Source organism: Polyangiaceae bacterium, from assembly GCA_020633235.1.
GTDB lineage: Bacteria > Myxococcota_A > Polyangia > Polyangiales > Polyangiaceae > JACKEA01.
Genome location: JACKEA010000007.1, coordinates 445,732 through 470,584 on the forward strand (window position 1 = coordinate 445,732; position 24,853 = coordinate 470,584).

At 66.6% G+C, this 24,853-nt stretch carries 21 protein-coding genes; 16 read left to right on the forward strand and 5 right to left on the reverse strand.

Annotated features, from left to right (window positions below; translation table 11 throughout):
• Positions 1-58 precede the first annotated feature (58 nt).
• The 5 genes from H6717_35330 to H6717_35350 all read left to right on the forward strand — a co-directional run bounded on the left by H6717_35330 (position 59) and on the right by H6717_35350 (position 9,664).
• Positions 59-5,347 (forward strand): ATP-binding cassette domain-containing protein, encoded by a 5,289-nt coding sequence (locus H6717_35330; protein ID MCB9582362.1) that lies wholly within the window; start codon positions 59-61, stop codon positions 5,345-5,347.
• A 321-nt stretch (positions 5,348-5,668) separates the two neighbouring features.
• Complete coding sequence (locus H6717_35335; GenBank protein MCB9582363.1) at positions 5,669-6,325, forward strand: HlyD family efflux transporter periplasmic adaptor subunit; 657 nt, start codon at positions 5,669-5,671, stop codon at positions 6,323-6,325.
• A 289-nt stretch (positions 6,326-6,614) separates the two neighbouring features.
• Positions 6,615-7,367: a hypothetical protein gene (locus H6717_35340; protein ID MCB9582364.1), complete on the forward strand. Its 753-nt coding sequence runs from the start codon at positions 6,615-6,617 to the stop codon at positions 7,365-7,367.
• Positions 7,368-7,491: 124 nt separating this feature from the next.
• On the forward strand, positions 7,492-8,847 hold the full coding sequence (locus tag H6717_35345) for a hypothetical protein (protein MCB9582365.1): 1,356 nt from the start codon (positions 7,492-7,494) through the stop codon (positions 8,845-8,847).
• Between the two features lie 364 nt (positions 8,848-9,211).
• Entirely contained in the window at positions 9,212-9,664 is a 453-nt protein-coding gene (locus H6717_35350; protein MCB9582366.1) for a peptidylprolyl isomerase, read from the forward strand.
• Between the two features lie 3 nt (positions 9,665-9,667).
• On the opposite strand, the gene H6717_35355 is transcribed toward H6717_35350, so the two are convergent.
• From H6717_35355 to H6717_35370, 4 genes are all read right to left on the reverse strand, one after another.
• Positions 9,668-10,090 (reverse strand): Spy/CpxP family protein refolding chaperone, encoded by a 423-nt coding sequence (locus H6717_35355; protein ID MCB9582367.1) that lies wholly within the window; start codon positions 10,088-10,090, stop codon positions 9,668-9,670.
• Positions 10,087-10,341, reverse strand: coding sequence for a hypothetical protein (locus tag H6717_35360; protein ID MCB9582368.1), 255 nt, complete (start codon positions 10,339-10,341; stop codon positions 10,087-10,089). Before H6717_35360 ends, H6717_35355 begins: the two co-directional genes overlap by 4 nt.
• Complete coding sequence (locus tag H6717_35365; protein ID MCB9582369.1) at positions 10,334-10,837, reverse strand: sigma-70 family RNA polymerase sigma factor; 504 nt, start codon at positions 10,835-10,837, stop codon at positions 10,334-10,336. The genes H6717_35360 and H6717_35365 overlap by 8 nt, the downstream gene beginning before the upstream one ends.
• Positions 10,838-10,940: 103 nt before the next feature.
• Positions 10,941-11,978: a Spy/CpxP family protein refolding chaperone gene (locus H6717_35370; GenBank protein MCB9582370.1), complete on the reverse strand. Its 1,038-nt coding sequence runs from the start codon at positions 11,976-11,978 to the stop codon at positions 10,941-10,943.
• Positions 11,979-12,178: 200 nt separating this feature from the next.
• Here H6717_35370 and H6717_35375 point away from each other — a divergent pair, with 200 nt between their 5' ends.
• The 11 genes from H6717_35375 to H6717_35425 all read left to right on the forward strand — a co-directional run bounded on the left by H6717_35375 (position 12,179) and on the right by H6717_35425 (position 24,328).
• On the forward strand, positions 12,179-13,513 hold the full coding sequence (locus H6717_35375) for an efflux RND transporter periplasmic adaptor subunit (GenBank protein ID MCB9582371.1): 1,335 nt from the start codon (positions 12,179-12,181) through the stop codon (positions 13,511-13,513).
• A 4-nt stretch (positions 13,514-13,517) separates the two neighbouring features.
• Positions 13,518-14,243: an ABC transporter ATP-binding protein gene (locus tag H6717_35380; protein ID MCB9582372.1), complete on the forward strand. Its 726-nt coding sequence runs from the start codon at positions 13,518-13,520 to the stop codon at positions 14,241-14,243.
• Positions 14,243-15,454 carry an ABC transporter permease gene (locus H6717_35385; protein MCB9582373.1) on the forward strand — a complete coding sequence of 404 codons (1,212 nt, stop codon included), beginning with the start codon at positions 14,243-14,245 and terminating at the stop codon, positions 15,452-15,454. The genes H6717_35380 and H6717_35385 overlap by 1 nt, the downstream gene beginning before the upstream one ends.
• Complete coding sequence (locus H6717_35390) at positions 15,447-17,003, forward strand: TolC family protein (protein MCB9582374.1); 1,557 nt, start codon at positions 15,447-15,449, stop codon at positions 17,001-17,003. The genes H6717_35385 and H6717_35390 overlap by 8 nt, the downstream gene beginning before the upstream one ends.
• A 44-nt stretch (positions 17,004-17,047) precedes the next feature.
• The gene (locus H6717_35395) at positions 17,048-18,994 is read left to right on the forward strand and encodes an alpha-1,4-glucan--maltose-1-phosphate maltosyltransferase (GenBank protein MCB9582375.1); all 1,947 of its coding nucleotides are present in this window, start codon (positions 17,048-17,050) and stop codon (positions 18,992-18,994) included.
• Between the two features lie 39 nt (positions 18,995-19,033).
• The gene (locus tag H6717_35400) at positions 19,034-20,863 is read left to right on the forward strand and encodes an IgGFc-binding protein (GenBank protein ID MCB9582376.1); all 1,830 of its coding nucleotides are present in this window, start codon (positions 19,034-19,036) and stop codon (positions 20,861-20,863) included.
• Between the two features lie 133 nt (positions 20,864-20,996).
• Positions 20,997-21,530, forward strand: coding sequence for a hypothetical protein (locus tag H6717_35405; GenBank protein ID MCB9582377.1), 534 nt, complete (start codon positions 20,997-20,999; stop codon positions 21,528-21,530).
• A gap of 194 nt (positions 21,531-21,724) precedes the next feature.
• Positions 21,725-22,183 (forward strand): hypothetical protein, encoded by a 459-nt coding sequence (locus H6717_35410; GenBank protein ID MCB9582378.1) that lies wholly within the window; start codon positions 21,725-21,727, stop codon positions 22,181-22,183.
• A 21-nt stretch (positions 22,184-22,204) separates the two neighbouring features.
• Entirely contained in the window at positions 22,205-23,050 is an 846-nt protein-coding gene (locus H6717_35415; protein MCB9582379.1) for a DUF692 domain-containing protein, read from the forward strand.
• The gene (locus H6717_35420) at positions 23,047-23,832 is read left to right on the forward strand and encodes a putative DNA-binding domain-containing protein (protein MCB9582380.1); all 786 of its coding nucleotides are present in this window, start codon (positions 23,047-23,049) and stop codon (positions 23,830-23,832) included. Before H6717_35415 ends, H6717_35420 begins: the two co-directional genes overlap by 4 nt.
• Positions 23,825-24,328 carry a carboxypeptidase regulatory-like domain-containing protein gene (locus tag H6717_35425; protein ID MCB9582381.1) on the forward strand — a complete coding sequence of 168 codons (504 nt, stop codon included), beginning with the start codon at positions 23,825-23,827 and terminating at the stop codon, positions 24,326-24,328. The genes H6717_35420 and H6717_35425 overlap by 8 nt, the downstream gene beginning before the upstream one ends.
• Here the strand turns inward: H6717_35425 and H6717_35430 are convergent, their stop codons facing one another.
• Positions 24,329-24,838 carry a hypothetical protein gene (locus H6717_35430; GenBank protein MCB9582382.1) on the reverse strand — a complete coding sequence of 170 codons (510 nt, stop codon included), beginning with the start codon at positions 24,836-24,838 and terminating at the stop codon, positions 24,329-24,331.
• Between the last annotated feature and the right edge of the window lie 15 nt (positions 24,839-24,853).

Below are 24,853 nucleotides of genomic sequence, written 5' to 3' on the forward strand. Positions count from 1 at the left end.
GTTCACGATCGAGCGGCCGTGCGGATACTTGGGAGAGCACTGAGGTATGCTCGCTGCCGTGCCCCGGCGGGTCCCGTTCATTGCCCAGATGGAGGCCGTCGAATGCGCGGCAGCTTCGCTGGCGATGATACTCGCATACTATGGCCACCACGCACCGCTATCGGAGGTGCGTCGTGCGTGCGGGATCTCGCGAGACGGGTCAACCGCGCAGAACATCGTCGTCGCCGCGCGCGAATACGGCCTCGAGCCTACGGCCATGCGCGTCGAGCCCACGGACCTCGCCGACTTGGAGGATCCGCTCATCTTGCATTGGGACATGAATCACTTCGTGGTTCTGGAGCGCTGGACCCCGAGAGGCGCTCACATCGTGGATCCGGGTGTGGGTCGGCGCTTCGTCCCTAGCGAGGACTTCAACCAGAGCTTCACCGGGATTTGCATCGAGTTCGAACCGGGGGCGGAGTTCACAGAGCGGCCCAAGACGCGCGTGTCGCTCGCCCGCTACACGGCGCTCTTGCGGGGCGCCGTGGGGGCCCTCGGCATGGTGCTCGTCGCGTCCCTCGCCATCGACGTGCTCGCGACGGTGGTCCCGCTGACCACGCAGCTAGCGATCGATCAGATCGTGGCTCGCCGCCGGGTGGACTGGTTGTGGATCGTGGGGGCAGCCGCATTTGGCCTGGTGACGTTCTCCGCGTTGTGGTCGCTGATGCGGGGCTGGCTGCTCGTACGCATCCGTGCGGGGCTCGACGTCACGATCACCGAGCGCTTCATGGCGCACTTGTTCGCACTGCCAGTCCCGTTCTTCGCCCAGCGCAGCACGGGCGATCTGATGTCACGAGTTCAAGCCAACCGAGTCATGCGCGAGCTGCTCGCCGGGCAGTCCGTCGCGATCTTGGCCGACGCGACGATGCTCCTCGTGTACCTGGCATTGATGTTCGCGTTCGACGTGGGGCTCAGCTGGATCGTGCTCGGGGCCGCGGCGATCTACGTCTTCGTGTTCCTGGTTGGGCGTCCGATCGTACAAGCGGGGGCTGACACGGCCCAACGCAAGCAGATTCTCGCGGTGACCGCGCTGGTGCAAACGCTTCGTGGGATCACGACAATCAAGAGCGCCGGCGCGGAGGCCTCCAGTCATCGCCGTTGGCTCAATGCCTGGATTGCGTCGCTCAACTCGGGCGCGCGAGTCGCGATGAAGCGACAGTCGGTTGCGACCATCCTTGCGGGCATCCAGGCAGCCGTCCCCGTCGTCATCCTGCTCGTGGGCGGTCAGCGTGTGCTCGACGGCAGCCTGACTCCCGGGCGGCTGGTCGGTTTCGAGATGCTGCAGGCGGGCTTGCTTGGACCGCTGCAGAGCGTGGTTCAAGCCCTGCTCAGCCTGCAGATCGTGCCGGTCCTGCTCGAGCGCATGGACGACGTGCTCAACTCCGAGATCGAGCCCGAGCGTGAGACTCGTTCCCCGCGCCTAGAAGGCGAGATCGAGCTCGAGGGCGTTCACTTCCGATACGCGCCCACGACTCCGCCCGTGCTCTCCGACGTTTCGATGCGGATCGAAAAGGGAACGAAGGTCGCGCTCGTGGGCCCCTCCGGCTCCGGAAAGTCGACGCTCGCGCGCTTGCTGCTTGGTCTCTACCCGCCGACCGAGGGCGAGATCCGGCTCGACGGCCACGACCTGTCCACCTTGGACCCCGCATCGGTCAGGCGGCAGTACGGCGTCGTGCTGCAGGAGACGGCCCTGTTCGAGGGCACCGTGGCGGACAACCTGCGGCTGTTTTGGCCCAACGCGCCCATGGACCATGTCGTCCAGGCCGCGCGCGTCGCGCAGATCCATGACGACATTCTGGCGCTTCCACGGGGCTACGACACCCGCGTCTCCTCGAACGGCGGCGCCCTCTCGGGTGGACAGCGCCAACGTCTCGCGCTGGCCAGGGCCATCGTGCATCGGCCGCCGGTGATGATCCTCGACGAGGCGACGAGCGCCCTGGACGCGGTCACGGAGGCAGCCATCGAGCGCTACCTTTCCACCCGCGCGTGCACGCGTGTCGTCATCGCACACCGGTTGAGCACGATCCGGGACGCCGACATGATCTTCGTGCTCGACGGCGGCCGCATCGTGGAGCAGGGCCGGCACGACGACTTGGCTGCGGCAGGCGGACCGTACGCTCGCTTGCTCGCGGGAACGCACGAAGAACGCGCCGCGCCGGTCCCTCCGCCCGAGCGGCAGCCGGTGACGGCGAAGGATCTGGAGATTGCCGAGGCTTTGCGCGACTGGACGAGCGAGGAGCGTTCGGACTTGGCCGCACAGCTCGTGCGCTCCGACATAGCCGCAGGCGCGCGTATCGTCGAACAGGATGCTCGCTCCACGGGGTTGTTCTTCCTGCTGGAGGGTACGGTCGGAATCGAGCTGGCCGAGCCGGGGCTCGCGACATGGACGGTTACCGAGCTCGGGCCGGGGGCGGTCTTCGGTGAAATTGGGTTGCTCGACGGTTCCCCGAGCTCGGCCAGCGTGGTCGCGCGCTCGGATGTCCGCCTCCTGCACCTGCCGTACGGTCGCTTCCAAGAGCTCTTGCACCGCGGAGACTCGCTCGCAGTGCACGCGATCCTCTCGCTGGGGGCCATCGTCGCCGCGCGGACGCGCGAGGCCATCCGCCGCTGCGCCGAGCTCGCATCCAAGAAGGCGCAGAGCGAGCCGGCAGAGACCCATACACGCGCAAGACGGCTACTGCCGCTCGCCGAGACGTTGATCGGCGCGTCGCTCGATCGGGCCGAGCTCAACGCCGTGGAGGCGCTCGGCGCGCGGGCCGTGTTCTCCCGCGGTGGGGTGCTCTTCGAGCTGGGCGCACCCGCGGACACTTTGTTCGTCTTGCTTTCGGGGCACGTCACGCTTCGGCGCGCGGACGGGGGAACGCTCGGCGTCGCGGATCCCGGTGCCATTCTCGGCGAGTCGAGCGCTTTCGACGTCGGGACGCATGCAATGACTGCGGTCGCACAGAACGAGGTCGTCGCACTGATGATAGGACGCGACTCGCTCGTCGACCTGCTCCTGTCCGGGCGGCGCGTTGCCCGCAAGCTGCTTTCACCAATCACTGCAACTCTGGTGCGCCGGTTCCGCCTCGCCAACTATCACCTGCGAGAGGCCGTCGCGCTCGAAGACGGGGAGCTCGAGCGTGCCCACGCCGCCCGCGAGCAGGCGATCGACACAGCGCGCGAAGAGCGCGAGGCGCTCCTCGTCGGGTCCTCCGGCAAGGTGCCCACGGTCGTCGTCAAGGACGACCGCGACGTACCGGCCGCTTGTATCGCGGCGCTGCTTCGCGCGATGGGTCGTCCGGTATCGGTCTCCAACGTCGTCGAGGCGTTCGCGTCGGTGGGTGCGGTCTCCGTCGAAGCCATTCCCGAAGTCGCGCGCGCGTTTGGTTTGAGCTGCCGTCGCCTCGAGGTGCCCCTCACGGAGCTGCGCGAGCTGACCGAACCAGTGGTTGCCGTCACGACGAAAGAACGCGTCGTGGTGCTAGAGCGTCGCGGCCTCGTGCACTGGTACGTCATGGATCCGATGCGCGGACCGGTGCGCCTCGGTGAGCGAGAGATGCAAGAAGCCTTCTCGGGCATCGCCTTCGAGCTCCGAGACGCTACCTCGAGCGCCGAGATCGCGACGCTCCCGGAGCGCGTGGGCGACTTCGCGCGGCGCCGGATCGGAGACATCGCGCGGCTTCTCGGCATCACCCTGCTGTTGCAGTCGCTCGTCTTTCTGGGAGCGCTTGCGATGGCCCTCGCCGTGCAGCGGGTCTTTCCTTCGAGCGACCGCTCTCTGCTGGGCATCCTGGTCGCAGCCAGCGGCGCGGTCGCCATGGGGTTCGTCGTCACTCAGCAAATGCAGGGGCGCGCCATCGAGCACCTTCGCGCGCACTTCGACCGAGAGTTGCTCGACCAGCTGATGACCCATGTCCTGAAGCTCCCAATCGCGTTCTTCGACCGCAACCCACCCGGCGAGGTGCTCACGCGTTTGCAGGCCTTCGAGAACGTGCGGTCGCTGTTCTCGACGCAGGGAGTGTCCGCTCTGCTCAGCACGCTGTCCCTCGCTGTCGGCGCTTTGATGATGCTCGCCATCGCGCCACAGCTGATGGTTGCGCCGCTGGGAGTGCTGATCGTCTTCGGAATCGTGGCGCGCACCTTGTTCCCCGCCGTGCGCCGCGCGGCGGCGGCGGAGATCGCAGCGCGCGGACGCCAGCAAGACCGTCTCATGGAGCTCTTGCAGGGTATCGTCACGCTTCGGATGGCAGGAGATCGGCGCGCTCCACAGCGGCGCTGGTTCCCGTCTTTCGTCGAGGAGCTCGGAGCCGCGTTGCGTCAGGAGCGCGTCATGGCGCTGGTCGTGCCAGTGCTCGAATGGGTTCGAGGTGGAGCGCTGGTGTGGTGCGTCTGGCGAGGCTCGCAAGCCGTCCTCGCGGGTACGATGTCGCTAGCCGCGCTCGTTGCCTTTCTGGGTGTGCTCGCCTCGTTCCTCGCCGCCACGCACGCACTGTCGCTCCAGATGCTGCGGAGTGCGCCGAGCCTGGTCGACTACGGCCTGGCCCAATCGACTTTCCGCGAGCCGCGCGAGCAAACGTCCGCGACGCTCCTTTCGCCCGGGCAGCTGCGAGGCCGCATTGGCGTGGAGCGGGTTTCGTTCCGGTACGCGCCGGAGGGGCCTCTGGTGCTCGAGGACGTGTCGCTCGAGATCGAGAGCGGGACCAAGGTGGCCCTCGTGGGCAGCTCCGGATCCGGCAAATCCACCCTTGGACGCCTGCTGCTCGGCCTCTACCTGCCAACCTCGGGACGGATCCTCTTCGACGGCAGGGACGTGACCGGGCTGGATCTCGAGGCGTTGCGCCGCCGCATGGGCGTGGTGCTCCAGGAGCCGTTCCTGTTGGGCGGGAGCATCCGCGAGAACATCAGCCTTGGTGTCGAGGGGGTGCCGCTGGAACGCGTGGTCGCGGCGGCGCAGCAGGCCGCCATTCACGACGACATCGAGAAGATGGCCATGCAGTACGACACGCTCGTTGCAGAAGGTGGGACTACGTTCTCTGGGGGCCAGCGCCAACGCCTCGCCATTGCGCGAGCGCTCGTCTCGAAGCCGGCGGTGCTGTTGCTGGACGAGGCGACGAGCGCGCTCGACAACTTCAGTCAGGCGCTCATCGAGCACCACCTGGCCGAGTCAACCGCCACGCGTGTCGTGATCGCCCACCGCTTGAGCACCGTCGTCGACGCTGATCGTATCGTCGTGCTCCACAAGGGGCGCATCGTCGAGCAAGGTAAGCATGACGAGCTGATAGCGCAGCGCGGAGCCTACTATGAACTGGTTCGGGCGCAGCTCTGAAAGAGGATGGAGGAGAAGCAGGTGGACACGGGACTGTTTCGCAAAGAAGCCATCGCCAGGTTCCAGCGCACCGACGCACCCGGTGGCGTCGTCGACATCGCACCGCCCCGCACGATCGCGCTGTTTGGCGTCTTGGCCGTCATGTTGCTGGCACTCTTCGGACTTGGGTGGTTCGGGCGTGCTCCCGACGTGGCGGAGGGGCGAGGCGTGGTGAGACCCGATCGGCCGTCGATCGCGATGCTGGCGCCGTTTGCGGGCACCGTGCTCGAGGTACGCAGGCGAGCGCGAGAGGAAGGACGCGCAGGCGACGTTCTGATCGAGTTGGACGTCCGCACGGACCGCTCCGCGCACGAACGCTGCGCGGCGATGGTACGCGACGACAAGAGTGACCTCGCCTCACTGGAGAAGCGAATCGCGAGCTGGGACGATGAGCCGACACGAAAACGCGACGCTTCCACCGCGCTGGTGCTGCTCGCTCAGGCCCGCGCGCAGCGGGAGAAGGTCGCGACCGCGACGCAACGGTGCGACGCGATCGCTGCCGTGATCGACAAGAGCAGGGTCGTCTTCCCCGTCGACGCACGCGTGGTCGACGTGGCGATCGCCAGGGGCTCACAGGTGCGCAAGGGCGACGTTCTGGCGACGCTCGAAGCGACCGGCGCGCGACTCGTCGGCTACATGGAGCTGCCCGAGCCGTACCGCACCGCGATTGCCCCCGGGCAGACCGTGCGCATCAAGTTCGACGCGTTCCCGTTCGACGAGTGGGGCGCCGGAGTCGGTCGCGTCACGCGTGTTCTCGACGGGCTGCCGTCCGGCGTGAAATTGGACGGGCCGGGCTCCGGCGGCGTTGCCGTAGAGATGTCCCTCGATGGAATGCCCTCGGCTTCGGGCCCGCCGCGCGCCGGCATGACGTTCAGCGGTGGAGTGACGATGCGCGAGATCCGCATCCTGTCGCTCCTGTTTGGTGGCGGCGCCACCTGAACGCGCGTTTTCTAGGATGCGCTGTCGTTGGCGGTTGACGTCGCCTACGGAGCCGCGCTGTCCTACATGCGCGGTGAGAGCGTCGCTCAAACAGCCCCATGCCCCGAGCTCGCGCGCGCTCGCCGACCTCGTCCTCACGAGTCTGCGCAATCGTCGCGTGGGGATGGAACGCGCCCAGCAGCTCGGCCTTTCGTCCGGGCAGCTCGCCGAGCTCGTCGAGCGCTTCGTGAACGCAGGGGTGGGCGCTCTGGTGGAGTCGCCTCCTTTTCCCGGATGGCTGCAGCTCGGCGTGTCGTTCAAGCCGCGGGCGTCGCCCGCGCGCTTCGGCGAAGCGCTCCGGCGCGCGGTCCTGCGCTGGCAAGGACGAGGCGCATTAGGTCGCTTCTTCTTCATGCACAAGCCGCCGGGGATGCGGCTGAGGTTCGAGACCTCGCCGCTGACGCTGCAGACGATGGAGTCTTGGCTCCTGCGGCAGCCGGCCGTGGCGAAGGTCGAGCGCTCCATCTACCTGGCAGAGGAGTTCCAATTCGGCGGTGCCATGGGTGCGAATGTCGCGCATGACTTCCACGCCGCTGACAGCCTGCTGGCGCTGAAGGCGATTGACCGTGAACACAGGGGAGTCATCTCCGCGTCCGCCGAGGTCCTGTCGCTCCTCATCGTCAGCGATCTGGTGCGGCGAATGACCGACGATGCCTGGGAGGCCTGGGACCTCTGGAAGAGGATGGAGATCACGGGGCGGCGACCGAAGGTGGGGCGCGCGCTCGCGAAGGAGATGGCAGAGCTAGTGCGTCCCTTCGTGACGGAGTCCGAAACGGTGCTCCGCCACATTGCGCCTGCCGAGCGCGCGCTGCTCCGGACGGCATACGAAAACAACCAGCGCACGGCGGTGGCCATGCGTCGACTCGCGGCCCACAACCAGCTCTTGTTTCATGTTCGGGAGATCATCCCCTTCTGGATCATCTTCCACTGGAACCGCTGGGGCATCGCGAGACAAGGGGCGCTCACGGTCGGCATCGAGGCCACCCTCAATCCGAAGCAGTAGCAGGCACGCGGATGCTAGGTCCGGCGCGTGCGGTTCGCCCGCGTGGTGCAGGACGACTGAGGTTTGGCGCGGTTCGTCTGTCGCTTGGCGCAAGCTCCAGCGTGGCGTTTGCGTAGCTTGTGACATGCGTTGGTTCGGAGTGGGGCGGTCGAGATATGGAGTCCTGCTGCTCGCTCTGGCTGCCACGCCGCTGTCGTGCAGCGGGTCGAGCTCCAGCGGGGGCAGTGGTGGAAACGGCGGTAGCGGGGGCGGCGTTCATCAACCGGATCCGCAGCCCACGCCGGTGGGCACTTCGACGGGAGCAGCGGAGACGACGAACGTAGGTACGGACGGCGGAACGCTGCTGTCCTCCGACGGGCGCTTCGAGGTCACGCTGCCCGCCGGCGCGCTGGCTGCGCCCACGGACCTGACGTTGGAGCCGCTCGAGAACCAGGCGCTCGGTGGCGTTGGAGCCGCATATCGCATCGGCCCCGAAGGTGTGCAGCTCCTGAAGCCCGTCGAGATCACCTTCTACTACGACGACCAGGATCTGGCCGGCACTACCCCGACCTTGTTCAGCATCGCCTATCAAGATGCCGAAGGGCGCTGGCACCGGATGACGTCGTCCACGCTGGACGAGAGCGCGGGGACCATCACGGTGAGCTCGCCGCACTTCAGCGATTGGTCCTTGGTTCCCGGGCTCCAGATCCGCCCGCCATCCGCCACCGTGCAGGTGAACGGCAGCGTCGAGCTCGAGATCCAGAACTGCGTGGACGCCAATCCCAACAGTGACCTATCCGACATCCTCTACGACTGCGACACTGGCTTGGCGCCGCTGATGGCGGCGTTCCCCACTTGGTCTGCCACTGCGGGCAGCGTTTCTGGGAAAGGCCTGGCCGTCAGCTACAAGGCGCCCGCGCAGGTACCCTCGCAGAACCCGGTCGCCGTTTCTGCAACCTTGGATTACGGCAAGCAGACGGAGATCTTGGTGTCGAACATCACCGTGAAGGATCAGGCACCGGGCTACACCTTCACCGTCCACCACTCGTCGACCACCTCACAGGTGTTCGACGCCACGGTCACCGGCACTTTGGATTTCGAGTCCCAGGACGCGGGCGGCAAGTACTACACCCTCGCCGGCACGCTGACGTTCCAGACCGAGATCGTGATGGGAACCATGTATTGCACGCCTACGATCGCCTCCAGCTCCGTCAGCTCCAACGGCGCAAGCGTGCTGCACGTGAGCCCGGATGGCAGCTACACCTTCGACTACATTCTCGCCTACGACGGTCCCGCCAGCTGCGTGGACAAGTCCACGGATCCGCCGACGGTGATCAACATCGACCAATTCCAGGCGGGCCTCACGTTTTATCCGGGCTGCAACCCGACGTCCCCCGGCATGCCCACCACGTTCCAGACCTCGGATCCCACGCACATCCAAGGCTCGGGTCAGGACGGGTGCGTGGGCGCGACCTCCAACTGGGACATCAAGCAGCAATAGATTGTTGGCGCGGCGCGAATCCCGTCAGGGACGTTTCCGCGGCGCGCCAACAAACAAATGAACAGCGGGGTTCGGCGGCGCGGTAAGCTGCGCCATGCGCTCGCTCTTGGTGTTCGGGGTGTTGCTGTTGGCCACGGGGTGCTCGTCCGGCTCCGGTTCGTTGGGGGGAACCGGCGGCGCTGCGGGCGGCGGCAGCGGCGGAGTGGGCGGCAGCGGCGGCGCGGGCGCGACAGGGGGCAGCGGTGGTGCTGGCGCGACCGGCGGGGCGGCTGGCACTGGCGCGACCGGTGGCATGGCGGGGGCGGCGGGCAGTGGCGGCGCGGCCGGCGCGGGAGGCAATCCGCGGGTGGAGCTCGACACCAACATGGGCAAGATGGTGTTCGAGCTCGATCCGGTGCGCATGCCGATCACCACCGCGAACTTCCTCGCCTACGTGGACGCCGGCTTCTACGACGGCACCATCTTCCACCGAGTGATTCCGGACTTCGTGATCCAAGGCGGCGGCTTCACGTCGGGCCTGGTTTCCAAGCAGACGAATCCGCCCATCGTGCTGGAGACGAGCCCGGAGGTACTACACGACTACGGCGCTCTCAGCATGGCGCGCACCAGCGTTCCGGACAGCGCTACCAGCCAGTTCTTCGTGGTGAACGCTCAGGCGGGCGCCCACTCATTGGACGGCGACTACGCCGCCTTCGGCAAGATGCTCGAAGGCAGTGCCACGCTGGATGCCATCAGCGCGGTGCAGACGTCGAGCCAGCAGGGATACGATGACGTGCCGGTGACGGACGTCGTGATCAACTCCGCGAAGCGGCTGTGAGCCTCAGCCGGGAGGCTTGGGCGGAGGGCGCCGCCCGCCACCACGGCGGCCGTTGCGGCGGCGCTCCAGCTCCTGAGACATCTCGTCGAACTTCTTCTGCTGTGTGGGATCGAGTACCGCGCGGATCTCGCCGTCCACCTTCTCTTTGAGGCTGCGGTGGTCCGGCGCACAGCGCTCGATCAGGTCTCGGCGTTCTTGCTCGTGGGCTTGGAAGATCTTCTCGATCTTGTCGCGTTGCTCCGGCGTCAGCTCCAGACGGCGAGCCATGGCTTCCATCCGAAACGCCATGCGGGCGCGACCGGGCGGTCCTTCCAGGCGCTGAGCGAAGCCGCGCAGCATGTAGCCGCGCATACCGAAGCCGCCGGCCACGGCTCCCAGACCGAAGGCGGCGACCAGTGCCAACACGGCTCCGACCTTGCGATTCACTGTTCCAGCTCCACGACATCGAAGTTCGACAAGGCGGTGGTGTCCAGCGTCGTCTGGGCGCTGGATGACACGTAGATACTGACGGCGGCGGCGGCCGCGAACAGGCTGAGGGCGATGCCGCGCGCGACCCACGGCTCGCGCCGCACGGGCAGCTGCTCCACCGCGAGCATCACTCGATCCGCGAAGTCCGCGGGCGGAGACAGCCCTTCAGTGGCTTGGGCCAGGCGATTGAGGCGAGCTTCGTCAGTCATGGTCGTCTCGACGCTTTCGCAGCGTAGCGCGTGCGCGCACCAACCGCTGCTCTACTGCTCCTTCGGAGCATTCCAGAATCTTCGCCACCTCGGGGGTGGTGAGGCCTTCCACGCTCTTCAGCACCACCGCGGCACGCTGGTCCGGAGGCAGCTCGGAGAGCCAATCGGACAGCTCCTTCAGCGCCAGATGGGCTTCCGGATCGTTGTCGGGGGTCGTCGTGGTCTCGAGCTTGTCGTCCGTACCCGCGGGGCGCACCGCCCGCCGCCGAAGATGATCGATGGCAGTGTTGGTCACCACGCGATAGAGCCAGGTGCCGAGGCCCGCGCGGCGATCGAATTGACCGTCCGTGAGCGCGCGAAAGGCCTTGATGTAGGCCTCCTGAACCACGTCCTCGGCTTCGCTCGTGCTCCCCGTGATGCGCGCTGCCAGCCGAAACAAGGAGCGCTGGGTGTGCTCCACGATCACGCGAAACTGCGCTCGGTCGCCGGCTTCCACCCGGCGTGCCGCCAAGCTGAGATCCGCTTCTGCCACGGTTCGTCGACATTACTCTCGGAGGGATGGCGAGTGGAGCCAGTGACGGCTCCACTCGCCGGTTTCATCACCGCTTTTTCATGAATCGGGGACCCTGCTCGATCTGGGTCGCCAGCTTCTCGCGCTGCTCCGGCGTCAGGATGGCCGTCAGCGTGGCCAGGTGCTCCACGCGCTGCTTGGCGTGCTCGCGCACCTGCTTCTCGACGTCGTTTCCGTCCATCAGCTTGGCAGCGTCGAAGTCGTCGGAGGCGAAGGCTTCGAGCATCTTCTGGTGCCGCGCCCGCATCTCTTCACCCTTCTTCTGGAAGTCCGGCCGTTCGGCCTTCTGGAAGGAATCCTTCAGCTGGGTGCGCTGCTGCTCGGTCAGGTCCAGACCGCGCATCATGCCCATGCCACCGGGGCCGCCACGCATCATGCCCATGCCGGGTCCTCCACGCATGCCGCGCATGCCGCGCTGAGGTCCGCGGGCCATCGGGCCCTGCGGCACGTCGTCGCTCAGGCCCAGATCGTCGCCGAGGGGCGCGTTGGGATCGTCGTCCGCGACATCCGGTGGCGGTGCGGCGCGCCGGCCCGGTCGCTGTTGCAGCTCGGCGACCAACGCTTTGCGCTGCTCGGCGGTCAGGGTCTCGTGCAGCTTGTTCAGCGCCGTCTGGAAGGAGCTCTTGTGCTCCGTCGCCTTCTTGGCGAGCTCGGCGTACTGTGTCTCGAAGCTCGCGGCATTGATGCTGCCGGAGCGAACGGCGGCGGCGAGGGACTTGTCGAGCTCCTTGCGAGCGCCGTCGTCGGCGGGGCGTTCCACCTTCTTCAGGTCCGCGAGCAGGCCGTCGATGGTGGTCTTCTGATCTGCGCTCAGCTCGAGCTTGTCGAGGGCGGCGCGGAAGAACATTTCTGGTCCGCCACGGTGGCGACCGAAGCCCCTGCGGTCGGCCCGCGGCTTCTTGACGGCATCACCCTTGGCGTTGGGCTGAGCGTTCAGGGACTCTGACTTCTGAGCCGGTTCGCTGGGCACCTGATCGGTGGGGCCGCTCTGGGCGCAGCCGGTGGCCAGCGCGAGGGCCGCGAGCATGCCGAAGGTCCCGGTGGTCTTGCGCAGAATCGATTTCATGGGGTCTTCCTCTTGGGGTGGGGTTCACTGGGACCGACGCAAATCAGCGCCAGACCCCTACGGTCGGCCCCGGGATAATTGGGTGACAAAGCTCAAGCGTTGGAATTCATTGAACTAACGCTGGCATGAAATACCCGCGGACGAACCACGAAGAAAAAACATGCATCCCCTCCGTAGGAAAACCCGGACAGGCTGCGTCGATGAAGCCGATGTCGACGACGTCGCCCACCGGGGCCACTGGGACTGCAGCGGAGCTACGGAAGAACGTGATGGTCGGAGGCAAGCGCCGCTTGGGGCGCTGGCTCTGGCGGGGCGTGGCCCTGTTGGTGGTGGCGGGCATCGTCGTTGGCGTGATCGCGTGGCGGAAGAACGGCGCCGCGACGGCAACCCGTTACGACACCAAGCCGGTCACTCAGGGCGATTTGAAGGCGACGGTGAGCGCGACGGGCACCTTGTCGGGACGGGACACGGTGGAGATCGGCGCCCAGGTCACCGGCACCATCAAGAAGATCTACGTCGACTTCAACGATCACGTGACCAAGGGCCAGACCCTGCTCGAGATCGAGCCGGACCAGCTGCAAGCCAGCCGCAATCAGGCCCGCGCCAAGCTCACCTCCGCTCAGGCTTCCTACAGGAGCGCAAAGGCCACGGCGAGCGAGGCCGAGGCTACCGCCAAGCGCAAGGAAGAGCTCGCGAAGCAGGGGTTGGTGTCCGATGCAGATCTGCTCGCTGCGAAAGCGACGGCGGCGCGCGCCAAGGCGTCCATTCAGTCGTCGTCGGCGGAGATTGCCGTCGCCAAGGCGAGCCTCGAGTCCGCGCAGACGTCGCTGAACAAGACCGTCATCAAATCGCCCATCGACGGCATCGTGCTGTCTCGCAGCGTGGAAGAAGGGCAGACGGTCACCGCTTCCTTGCAGACCCCGGTGCTGTTCATGATCGCGCGTGATCTGAAGCAGATGGAGCTCTCCGTGGGCATCGACGAAGCCGACGTGGGCCGGGTGAAAGAGGGGCAGCCTGCGAGCTTCACGGTGGACGCCTTCCCGGGGCGCGAGTTTCCCGCCAAGCTCCGCTCGCTGCGCAACGTACCCACCACCACGGACAACGTCGTGACCTACGAGGCCGTGCTGGACGTGAGCAACGACGACGAGACGCTCCGCCCCGGCATGACGGCGACGGTGACCATCGTGACGGAGCATCGCGAGAACGTGATCCTGGTGCCCAACGCCGCGCTGCGCTTCACGCCGCCTTCCGGCAGCAGCTTCGGCCCGCGCAACCCGCTGCAGATGTTCGGCGGGCGCCGCGGAGGATCACGGCCGTCGAGCTCGGGAGCGCCGGCCGGATCCGCCGGGCCGCCGAAGCTCGCCAAGGACCAGCCCCGCGTCTACATCCTCGCGTCCCGCGGCGAAGGGCAGCCAGCGCGGCCGCGACCCGTTGCCGTGAAGCTGGGCGTAACGGATGGTCAGAACACCGAGGTGCTCGAAGGCGTGAAGCCGGGCACGCAGGTGATCATCGACATGCTTTCGGGAGAGGAGTGAGCCGGTGAACGCCGCTCTCGCCGAAGACCCACGCGAGCCGTGGTTCCAGCTCGCCGGCATCACCAAGGTGTACGGCAGCGGAGCTTCCGAGGTCCGCGCCCTGGATGGCGTGGACCTCTCGATCTACCCCGGGGAGTTCGTGTCGGTGATGGGCGCCAGCGGTTCGGGCAAATCCACCTGCATGAACATCGTGGGCTGCTTGGACGTGCCGACCGGAGGTTCCTACTTCTTTCACGGGGTGGACGTGGGCAAGCTCGATCAGGACGAGCAGGCCCTGCTCCGCCGTCATTACATCGGTTTCGTGTTCCAGGGCTTCAACCTGCTGGCGCGCACTACCGCCCTCGAGAACGTGGAGCTGCCGTTGGTCTATCGGCGGGTGCCCAAGGCGGAACGCCACGTGCGCGCCCGCAGAGCTCTCGACATCGTCGGGCTGGCGGGACGCGAGAGCCACACTCCGGCCGAGCTCTCGGGCGGACAGCAGCAGCGTGTGGCGATCGCCCGGGCGTTGGTGACGGAGCCCTCCTTGCTGTTGGCGGACGAGCCCACGGGCAACCTGGACTCTGCCCGCAGTGAGGAAATCATGCGCCTCTTGGTGCAGCTGAACCAGGAGCAAGGGCTCACCATCGTGATGGTCACGCATGAGCCGGACCTGGCGGAGTTCGGAACCCGAGTCGTCGTGTTTCGCGATGGCCGAGTGATCGACGATCGCCCGACACGGAGGCCTGCCTGATGCTCCTGTCCACCTTGGTGATGGCCCTGCGAGAGATCCGCAGGAACACCATGCGGTCCGTGCTCACGATGTTAGGCATCGTGATCGGCGTCGCCGCGGTCATCGTGATGGTGATCATCGGCGATGGCGCCACGCAGAACGTCACCAACCAGATCTCCGCCCTGGGCGAGAACATGTTGATCGTTTCCCCGGGTGCGGATCGCCATCGCGGTGGCGGCGGCCCCGGCGTGGCCTCTTCTTTCGAGGAGTCGGACGTCAAGGCCATCGAGACGCAGGTCTCCGGCATTCGCGCGATGGCGCCCACGTCGCAGAAGTCCGTGATCGCCGTCTTCGGCAACACCAACGCTCGCACCACCGTCATCGGCTCCACCGAGAAGTACTTCGACGTCCGCAGCTACACCCTGGATCAGGGGCGAATGCTGGATCATGCGGACATCACGGGCGCGCGTTCCGCCTGCGTGGTCGGCGCCACGGTCAGGAAGAACCTGTATGGCAACGAGAACCCCGTGGGGACTCAGCTCCGGCTGGGCAAGATCACCTGCGAGGTGGTGGGCCTGTTGGCGGCCAAGGGCACCAGCGGCATGGGCATGGACCAAGACGACTTGGTGGTGATGCCCTTGAAGGCATTTCAGCGACGCCTGGCCGGCAGCCGCGACATCAGCAGCATCTACGTGTCCGTGGACAAGGACCGCCCCACCAGTCTGGTCAAGCAACGCATCGAGTCCCTGCTGCGGGAACGACGGCACGTGGAGCTCGGCAGCGACGACGACTTCAACGTGCGCGACATGGCCGAGATCGCCCAGGCCGTCACCGCCACCACCGGCGCCATGACGGCGCTGCTCGGTGCCATTGCCGCGGTGAGCCTGCTCGTCGGTGGCATCGGCATCATGAACATCATGCTGGTGTCGGTCACGGAGCGGACCCGAGAGATCGGCATTCGCCTGGCCATCGGTGCCTTGGGCAGCGAGGTGTTGCTGCAGTTCCTGATCGAAGCCGTCGTGCTCTCCACCCTGGGCGGTCTCATCGGCATCGGAATTGGCCTCGGAGGTGGCTTCGCCGCGACCAACGCCATGGGCATGCCGTATGTCGTCACCCCTGGCATCGTCATCCTCGCGTTCGCATTCTCCGCGTTCGTCGGTATCGCATTCGGATTCTTGCCTGCGCGCAAAGCCGCGCGGCTCAGCCCCATCGAGGCCCTTCGTCATGAGTAGTCGTCGTCCCCTTCGCTGGCTCGTCGTCAGCAGCCTGTTCGTGGCCACCCCCGCGCTGGCTCAAACCGGATCCATCGGCGAGCAACGCGCCATCGAGATGGCCATGACGGACAACCCCTCCCTGCGGGCGGCGTTGATCGACGTGCGCCAAGCGGATCAGCAAGTCTTGTCCGCCGAGGGCACCTTCGTCCCCACCCTGGCGCTGGACTTCGGCTACACCCACACGGAATCGCCTCGGGCCAGCTCCACGGGAGAGATCACCAAGAGTCAGAGCGACAACTGGGGCGCAGGCGCCGAGCTCCGGCACACGTTCCCCTGGGGTACGCAGCTCACGCTGCGAATGGAGGGCAACCGCACCACCAGTCGCGTTCCGGTCACCTCCGTGGCCGCCCAGACTGCCACCCTGGGGCCGACCTACGGCCTCACCGGTCGCGTCAGCGTGGTCCATCCACTGCTCCGCGGGTCCGGCACCACCATCGGAGAAGCCGCCATCCGCCAGGCGCGCCTGTCCCGCAGCGTGAGCGAACGGTCGCGCGACCAAGCAGCGAGCCAGCTGATGCGTGACGTGCTCGTGGCCTACTGGGAGCTCTGGTACTCCGATCGCGCCACGGACATCGAGAAGCAGGCGCGGAAGCTCGCGGCGCAGCAGCGAGACGACACCGAGCGGCGCATCAAGAGCGGAGACCTGGCGCCGGTGGATCTGCTCACTTTCGAGACGCGCCTGTCTCAGCTCGACGAATCCGTCGCCGTCGCGGAGTCCTCCCGCCGCCAGAAGGCGGTGGAGCTGTCCCGCTTGCTCGGCAAGGACGACCCTGCGGGCGCCATCAGCACCAGCGCCGACGCTCCGCCCGCGGATCTCGCGGCGCCCGTCTCGCTGGGGGCCGCGCAGCAAGCCGCCATGGCGCAGAGCCCGGACATCAAGCAGGCCGAGGCCCAGGTGACACAGGCCCGGGACAAGGTGAAGACGGCGGGTGAGAACGAGCGCGCGCGCCTCGACCTCGAGGGCTACGTACAGGGGGACAGCCTGGCCTATCGTGAGGTTGCTCCCGTTGCATCTCGATTCGCAACGGAGCCTGCGGTGAGCGCCCACGTGGGGCTCATCTTCGAGCTTCCGCTCTCCGGTCAGACGCGCACGGCGGATCGCCGGGCCGCGGAGCTGGCGGTGGACTCCGCCCAGGCGCGGCTGGACTCCACACGGCAGAGCGTCCGCGCCCAGGTGACCAAGGCGATGGTCGACGTAGACACCGCCAAGCGGCGCGTGGAGCTTGCGGAAAAGACGGTGAAGGTCGCCGAGCAACAGGTGAAGGCGCAGGAGCAACGCTACGCTTCGGGCGAGGGTATCCCGCTGGAAGTCCAACAAGCGGAAGACTCGCTGCGGCAGGCACGCCTCAGTGCCGAGCGCGCGCGGGTGGACCGTGCCCAGGCCGTGCTCACCCTCGAGCACTTGACCGGTCGTCTTTTGTCACGATACGCGAACACGCTCTCGTTGCCCGAGGGACCGCGGCGCGACTCCGCATATCTCGCGTTGCGGCGCCCGGGGCCTTTCTGAAAGACGGTTGACCCCCGCCGGCCTTCGTTCAATGCCTAGCGCGCATGGCGCAGAGCTCGTTTCCCCACGTCGTCATCGAACACCTGACCCCGGATCTGGACGGAGGTCGCCACCCGATCAAGCGCAGGGTGGGCGATACCGTGCACGTTGGCGTGGACATCTACAAGGATGGCCACGACCTGGTGGACGCCCGCATCGCCTATCGACGAAAGGGCGAGGACACCTGGCGCCACGCGCCCCTGTCCTACGTGTTCGATGACGATCGCTGGTTCGGCAAGTTCACCCTGGGTCAGCCGGGGCGTTGGCAATACACGGTGGAGGGTTGGCCGGACCCGTTCGATACCTGGCGCTCCGACCTGAAAAAGCGCATCGCCGCGGAGCAGGACGTCCGGAGTGAGCTCTTGGAAGGAGCGGCCCTGGTGCAGGCGCGCGTGAAGGCCGCGCGCGCGGAGCAGAAGGCGCGGCTGGTCGAAGCGGCCAAGCTGCTGGCCGACGCCACAGCGTCCGTGGATGCACGCATCGCCGGGGCGTTCAGCGAGCATCTGCGGGAAGACATGTCCGGCCCGCACGACGAAGCGTCCCTCACGCGATATCCAATTCGCGAGGTGATCGCGGATCGCGACTTGGCGGTGTTCGGCTCCTGGTACGAGCTGTTTCCGCGCTCCCAGTCCCAGGAGTTCGGCAAGCACGGTACCTTCGCCGACACCGAGGCCCGACTGGCGTCGCTTGCGGCGCAAGGGTTCGACGTCATCTACCTGCCACCCATCCATCCCATCGGTCGCACCAAGCGCAAGGGCAAGAACAACGCGCCCGCCGCGGAGCCGGGGGACGTGGGCAGCCCCTGGGCCATCGGCGCCAAGGAAGGCGGCCACACGGCGGTGCATCCGGACCTGGGCACGCTGGCGGACTTCGAGCGCTTGGTGACGTCGGCCAACGAGCTGGGCATGGAGATCGCCCTGGACTTCGCGCTCCAGTGCTCGCCGGACCATCCCTGGATCCACGAGCATCCGGAGTGGTTTTTCGTGCGTCCGGACGGCACTCTGCGCTACGCGGAGAACCCCCCCAAGAAGTACGAGGACATCTATCCGTTGAACTTCTGGTGCGAGGACCGACAAGCGCTGTGGAACGCGTGCCGAGATGCTCTCTTGTTCTGGATTGCGCGGGGCGTGCGCATCTTCCGCGTGGACAACCCCCACACCAAGCCCTTCGCGTTCTGGGAGTGGGTGATCGAAGAAGTGCAACGCGATCACCCGGACGTGATCTTCCTGGCGGAGGCCTTCACCCGACCCAAGCGCATGCGGGCCCTCGCCAAGCTGGGCTTCACCCAGAGCTACACGTACTTCACTTGGAAGAACTCCCCCTGGGAGCTCCGGGAGTACGTGGAGGAGCTGGCTCACTCCGAGATGGCCGAGTACTACCGGCCGAACTTCTTCGCCAACACGCCGGACATCTTGCACGAGTACCTGCAGAAGGGCGGCCGCGCGGCGTTCCGCATTCGGCTGCTCTTGGCGGGCACGCTGTCGCCCAGCTACGGCATCTACAGCGGCTTCGAGCTGTGTGAGAACGTGCCGGTTCGCCCCGGCAGTGAAGAGTACTTGAACAGCGAAAAGTACGAGATCCGCGTGCGCGACATGAACGCGCCCGGCAACATCCGCGCGGACGTCGCTCGGCTCAATCGCATTCGGCGAGAGAACCCCGCGTTGCACCAGCTCTCCAACGTGCGGTTCTTGGACACGGACTTCGACGGCATCCTCGCGTTCCACAAGTCCGTGTCCGGCAATGACCTCATCGTGGTCGTGAATACGGATCCCTTCGAAGCGCACGAGACCATGCTGGACGTGCCCCTCTCCGCTCTCGGGTTCGGGCCCGAAAAGACGTTCACGGTGGAGGATCTCCTCACCGGTGAGCGTTATGAATGGCACGGCCCCCGCGCTTACGTGAAGCTCGATCCTGCGGACAAGATCGGGCATGTGCTGCGCGTGGTGCGCTGACGTGGCGGCGCCGCGCCGGCGGCGCTAGCATCCGCACCCATGAAGACGGGTGCGGCGCTCGGGTGTGCTCTTTCTTTGGGACTCGCGGCGGTGGCCAGCTGCTCCGCGGACAGCGGCAACGGGGGTGGCGGCGGTTCCAGCGGTTTCGGTGGCTTCGGCGGTGATGCGTCCGTGACGGATTCCGCGCCGGACCAACAAACCCTCACGGATGGCGGAGGCCTGGACGTGGGCCCGCTGCTGGATGCGCCCAGCACTGACGGCGGCTGCTCCTTCAAGTGCTCCACGGACTTCCATTCCGTGCTCAGCTGCACCGGGGTGGAGCTGAAGAAGTGCACCGGCACGGAGGGTTGTGACCCGACTACGGGGCAGTGCCAGAACGCGTGCGCCGTCGCCGAGAAGACCAAGCAGTCTGTCGGCTGCGAGTACTACCCCACGTTCATGGAGATGTCGGACTCCACTTTCTGGACCGACGATCAGACGTGCTTCTCCGTGATCGTCGCGAACACCTGGGACACGCCGGCGCACATCACGGTGGAGCTCGGGGGTAGCCCCATCAACGTCGACAACTTCGCCTACGTGCCCAACGGCTCCGGGCCGAGCCTCACGCTCACGCCCACCAGCGTGACCAACGGCCTGGCACCCGGCGGCGTGGCCATCCTGTTCTTGGCGGGCGCGCAGGGCAGCGAGAAAGCGCACTGCCCGGTGCCCGCGGCGATGACCACAGGGCCGATGGTGCACGGCACCGGCATCAGCAATTCCTTCCACTTGAAGACGGACGTGCCCGTCGTCGCCTATCAGGTGAACCCCTATGGCGGCGGCAATGCGGCCGTAACGGGCTCTTCCCTGCTGATCCCGACCAGCGCCTGGGACACCAACTACATCGGCGTGAACGCCTACAAGGCGGACATCACGCCGCCGTCCATGAACATCATCGCCAAGGAAGACGACACCACCGTGACCATGGTTCCGGTGGCGGCGGTGACGGGCGGCGGTGGGCTGCCCAGTGGTGCGGTGAACACGCCGCTTTCCTTCAAGCTGAACGCCGGGCAACAGGCGCAGTTCTCCCAGAACGCCGAGCTCACCGGGAGCGTGCTCTCGTCCGACAAGCCCATCGGTGTGATGGCCGGCCAGAAGTCGCTTCGGGTTCCCGTGGGTGTGGCCTATGCGGACCACGCCGAGCAGATGATCCCGCCGGTGCGCGCCATGGGCAGCGAGTACGTTGGCGTCATGCATCGTCAGCGCAAGAGCGAGCCGGCGGTGTGGCGCATGGTGGGCGCCGTGGATGGTACCCAGCTGACCTGGTCTACCAGCGTGGGCGGCCCCACCACTTTGGATCGCGGTCAGGTGGCGGAGTTTCAGTCGAGCACGCCGTTCATGGTCAAGAGCCAGGACGACGATCACCCGTTCATGGTCTTCGAGCTGATGACGGGCTCCACGTTCCAGGCGAGCATGAACGGCTACGGTGACGCGGACTTCGTGTTCATCGTGCCCACCGAGCAGTACATGACACGCTACGTGTTCTTCACGGACCCCACCTATCCCGAGACCAACCTGGTGTTGGTGCGCAAGAAGGTGGACGGGCAGTTCGCCGACGTGAACCTCGATTGCGCCGGCGTAGTGAGCGGATGGCAGCCCATCGGCGACTACGAGTGGACCCGAGTGGACCTGATGACGGGAAATTTCCAGCCCGTGGGCGGTTGCTCCACCGGTCGCCGGGAAATGTGGAGCGACGGGCCCTTTGGCGTGACGGTGTGGGGCTGGGGCACTCCGGAAACGACGAGCTTCACCTCCAACGTGTCTTACGGCTATCCCGCGGGCATGAACATCGTGCCGATCAACAAGGTCATCGTTCCGCCCGTCCCGCGCTGACGGCCCCGTGGGCATGAAACGCATTTGCGCTGCAACACTTGCGGCTCTTGGCCTCGCCTCGCCTGCCGCCGCAGACGACGGCCGGCCCGAGCGGACGCGTGCGGAAGTGTTCGCGTCGACCGGACTGTTCCTGATGGACACGGCTTACACCGAGCCAGTGCAGGGGATCGGCGGCAGCATCGAGGTCGACGATCGCCAGATTGGCGGGTTGGGGTTCAATCTGGGAGTGGCGCTTCGGCATCACTACGCGCGCCACTTCGGGATCCAGGGGCGCTTGAGCGGCGGACATCACTGGATGTCGATCAACTACGGAGACGGGCCCGACACCGCCGCCGGAGGGCTGACGCATTTCACCTTGGACGTCAGCCATCTGTTCGGCCCGTTTGGACGCTACTACGTGGGTCCCAACGTGCTTTGGTCTTGGATGACCTTCAGCCGGGACGTCGTGCGCGCTCCGACGACGTCGAACGTGCTCATCGACACGCGTCTTCACTCCGGCTTCGCGCTCGGCGTGGGCGTGGACATGGGCCTCTACCTCGGTCGCGATCGCGACGTGGACCTGAACCTGCGTTGGAACGTCTCCAAGCAGTTCGACGCACCGTCCCCCGCCGAGGGCGGTGACCTGATCCTGCGCATGGAGCTCGGCGTGGGCTACGCCTTTTTTTGAGGCCTGTTCCTTCTCCTCTTGTCGGTCCGCCGCGGAACCGCCCGGACGACCGCTTCGGGGCGGTTCCGCGGCGGACCAACAAAAAAATCGGAGTCCGGTAACCGGCCCTGATGGGGGGGCATATCCAGCTGCCGGTGCGCTCGGAGGGGGAGATTTCCTTTCGAGCCAGGGCCGAAATTTCAGGAGAATATCTGATGACGAACAAGAGCATTGCGCTGGCCACCAGCGTTGCCGCGCTTCTGCTTGCGGCGGGATGTAGCAGCGACTCCGGTGACGACACCGGTACCAAGACCCAGAAGGCGTCCGTCACTTGCTACGGCGCCAACGAGTGCAAGGGCATGAGCGAGTGCGCCTCTGCCGACGGAAAGTCGTCTTGCCAGGGTCAGAACGAGTGCAAGGGCATGGGCTTCGTCACCGTTTCCGGTGAAGATCAGGCGACGGCCGAGGCCAACTGCACGGCGGCGGGCGGTACCACCAAGGCGCCCGTGGCGGCCAAGGTGAAGTGCTACGGCGCGAACGAGTGCGCGGGCATGGGCGCTTGCCAGGGTGCCGGCCACGACTGCGCCGGCAAGAACGACTGCAAGGGCATGGGCTTCATCGAGGTCGACACGGAGCAGGCCTGCACCGACGCCGGCGGCTCGCTGACCGGCTGATCTGCTCGGGGAATCAGGCTGATGTCGCGCGAATTCCTCCCGTTGCATGGCGTCGGTCTGAGGACCCGTCACTACGGCACCGCGCTCGAGGCAGGGCTCCCGGTTCGTCTCGTCGAGGCGATCTCGGAGAACTTCCTCGAGCGCGGCGGCCGTCCCCGCGCAGTCTTGGAGCGCGTGCGCCAGGACAGCGAGGTGACGCTGCATGGAGTGTCTTTGTCGCTGGGAGCGGTGGACCCGCTCGACCGCGAGCACCTCCGGCAGCTACGAGACTTGAGCCGTGAGATCGAAGCGTGTTGGGTGAGCGATCACCTGTGCTTCGGAACCCACGGCGGGCACTACGGCCATGATCTGTGGCCGCTGCCCTATACCCAAGAGGCGCTGGACCACGTGACGGAGCGTATCCGTACGGTGCAGGACTTCTTGGATCGTAGGCTGGTGATCGAGAACCCTTCCACCTACGTGCAGTTTGCTGCGAGCACGATGACGGAGTGGGAGTTCCTGAACGCCCTGGTGGAGCGGACCGACTGCGGACTCCTGTTGGACGTGAACAACGTGTACGTGAGCGCGAAGAACCACGGGTTCGATCCGCTCGAGTACATCACGGGCATTCCCTTGGGCGCTCCCGTGCAGCTGCACCTGGCGGGACATCTGGACAAGGGCGACTACCTGCTCGACAACCACGGCTCCGCCGTGCAGAGCCCGGTTTGGGTGCTGTACGGACACGTCGTGCGCCGCTTCGGCCATGTGCCCTGCATCGTGGAGTGGGACGAGAACGTCCCGGAGCTCGATGTGCTGCTGGCCGAGAGTGCTTCGGCGGCGCGCATCGAAGGCGAGATTCTGAAGGCGCCGGAGCGCGCGGCGTCATGAAGCTGGCCGAGCTCGAGACCTTGTTCTGGCGCTCCGTGCGCTTCGATCCGGCGCCCCCGGAGGTGGACGACGCCTTCGTGTCCCACGGGGCCCTCAGCGGGCGAGATCGCATGGCGATCTACCGAAGCATGTACTGGTTCCGGCTGGTCGACGTGTTGATCGACAGCTTTCCGCGCACGGTTTCCGGCATGGGCATCCCGGCGTTCACGCGCATGGCGTCCAAGTACATCCAGAAGCATCCGTCCGAGAACCCTGCCATCGAGCGCATCGGCTTTCGTCTGGCGGAGTTCATGGAGAGCTTCAGCGACGAGAGCCGCCTGCTGGCGGACGTGGCGCGCCTGGAGTGGCTGCACCTGGACGCGTTCATCTCGCCGAACCCGAAGGGCCTTGCCGCGATCACGGACATACGCCCGGAGCTGTTCGCGGTGCAGCGCTTGGAGCTTGCCCCTTCTTTGCGGCTGACGGAGCTCGCCGGTGGCGCGTTGGAGCGTTGGGCGGAGCTCGAGCAGGATCATCCCGCGCTGGCGAAGTCCCTCGACTTCACCCGGCGCGTGCCCGTGGCCGTGTGGCGCGGCGGCTTCGTGGCGCAGCACTTGTCACTGGAGGGCGACGAAGCGCGAGCGCTCGAGCTGGCGCTTGCGGGGGCGCCGCTGGCCGAAGTGTGCGCCGCCTTCGCGGATGCGCCGGACCCGGCGCAGCGTGCATTTTCCGTATTGCGCGAGTGGTTCGCGCGACAGTGGGTGGCGGGTTTCTCGACCGCCGGAGACGATTCGAATGCTTGATCTCGCACGTACATCCTTGCTGGGCGCGCTGGTGCTCGCCTTCGCCGCCGTGGCTTGCTCGGGGAGCGACGACGCGACCAGCAGCGGCCCGGGCTATGCGACCGGCCCCAACATGTTCCCCGGCGTGAACTGTCTCTCGTGCCACGCCGTGGGTTTCGGCGACGACGCACCCACCTGGTCCGCCGGCGGCACGCTGTTCGAAGCCAAGGACTCGGACGTTGGTGTGGAAGGGGCGATCGTCACGATCACCGACACGAACGGCAAGTCGGACATGGCGATGACCTCTGCGTCGGGCAACTTCCACTTCCCCGAGGGGCTCGAGCCGCCGTTCAAGGTCACCGTCGAGTACGATGGCGAGACCATAGAGATGCCGGGCGAAGCGCCGGCCGGCTCCTGCAACGCCTGCCACAAGATCCCGGATCCCCTCGTCGGCGCCCCCGGTCGCATGTTCCCGAACCAGGGAAAGGGTGACTGGATCCCGATGGCGACGCAGTAGTCAGAGCTTCTGCGTCGGTGACGGTGGGTGGGAGACCACCCGATCCAGATCCGAGAGACACTGAGCGTCGTCCCGCGCCACACACGTCACGAACAAGCCGGACTTGCCGCGATCCACACCCACGGCTCGCAGCACCACGCTCACGGTCTTGCCCGAGCGGTCCCTGAGCCCCGCCTTCATCATGGCACCGAGAGCTTTCTGGCCGCTCTTCAACGTGAGCGGGGCCTTCTTCGGCGTGCTGTCTGCTTTCGCCACCCGCTTGAAGAAGCGCTCCGACGCCTTGTCGAAGGAGTCCTCCGTCATGACCGGCAGCGGCACGGAGGTCACCGATCGCGGCCACGCGCACTGCACCAAGAGCGACTCTCCCGCTCCCAGCACCTTGCAGTCGCTGAGGCCGTCCGTCGAGGCTGCCGAAGCGCTCGGCGTGGGCTCCGGGGTGGAGGCCTTGGGCTCCGCTTTGCAGCCGACCAGAGCAAGCGCGATCAGGGGAATCAGGATCCGACGGGTCACTGCGACAATCGTTGC

Coding starts and splice junctions, on each gene's coding strand:
- H6717_35345 (MCB9582365.1), top strand. CDS start 7,492: ATGCGTTGGTTCGGAGTGGGGCGGTCGAGATATGGAGTCCTGCTGCTC.
- H6717_35415 (MCB9582379.1), top strand. CDS start 22,205: ATGTCGCGCGAATTCCTCCCGTTGCATGGCGTCGGTCTGAGGACCCGT.
- H6717_35410 (MCB9582378.1), top strand. CDS start 21,725: ATGACGAACAAGAGCATTGCGCTGGCCACCAGCGTTGCCGCGCTTCTG.
- H6717_35350 (MCB9582366.1), top strand. CDS start 9,212: ATGGGCAAGATGGTGTTCGAGCTCGATCCGGTGCGCATGCCGATCACC.
- H6717_35360 (MCB9582368.1), bottom strand. CDS start 10,341: ATGACTGACGAAGCTCGCCTCAATCGCCTGGCCCAAGCCACTGAAGGG.
- H6717_35400 (MCB9582376.1), top strand. CDS start 19,034: ATGAAGACGGGTGCGGCGCTCGGGTGTGCTCTTTCTTTGGGACTCGCG.
- H6717_35420 (MCB9582380.1), top strand. CDS start 23,047: ATGAAGCTGGCCGAGCTCGAGACCTTGTTCTGGCGCTCCGTGCGCTTC.
- H6717_35425 (MCB9582381.1), top strand. CDS start 23,825: ATGCTTGATCTCGCACGTACATCCTTGCTGGGCGCGCTGGTGCTCGCC.
- H6717_35370 (MCB9582370.1), bottom strand. CDS start 11,978: ATGAAATCGATTCTGCGCAAGACCACCGGGACCTTCGGCATGCTCGCG.
- H6717_35375 (MCB9582371.1), top strand. CDS start 12,179: ATGAAGCCGATGTCGACGACGTCGCCCACCGGGGCCACTGGGACTGCA.
- H6717_35405 (MCB9582377.1), top strand. CDS start 20,997: ATGGACACGGCTTACACCGAGCCAGTGCAGGGGATCGGCGGCAGCATC.
- H6717_35390 (MCB9582374.1), top strand. CDS start 15,447: ATGAGTAGTCGTCGTCCCCTTCGCTGGCTCGTCGTCAGCAGCCTGTTC.
- H6717_35395 (MCB9582375.1), top strand. CDS start 17,048: ATGGCGCAGAGCTCGTTTCCCCACGTCGTCATCGAACACCTGACCCCG.
- H6717_35385 (MCB9582373.1), top strand. CDS start 14,243: ATGCTCCTGTCCACCTTGGTGATGGCCCTGCGAGAGATCCGCAGGAAC.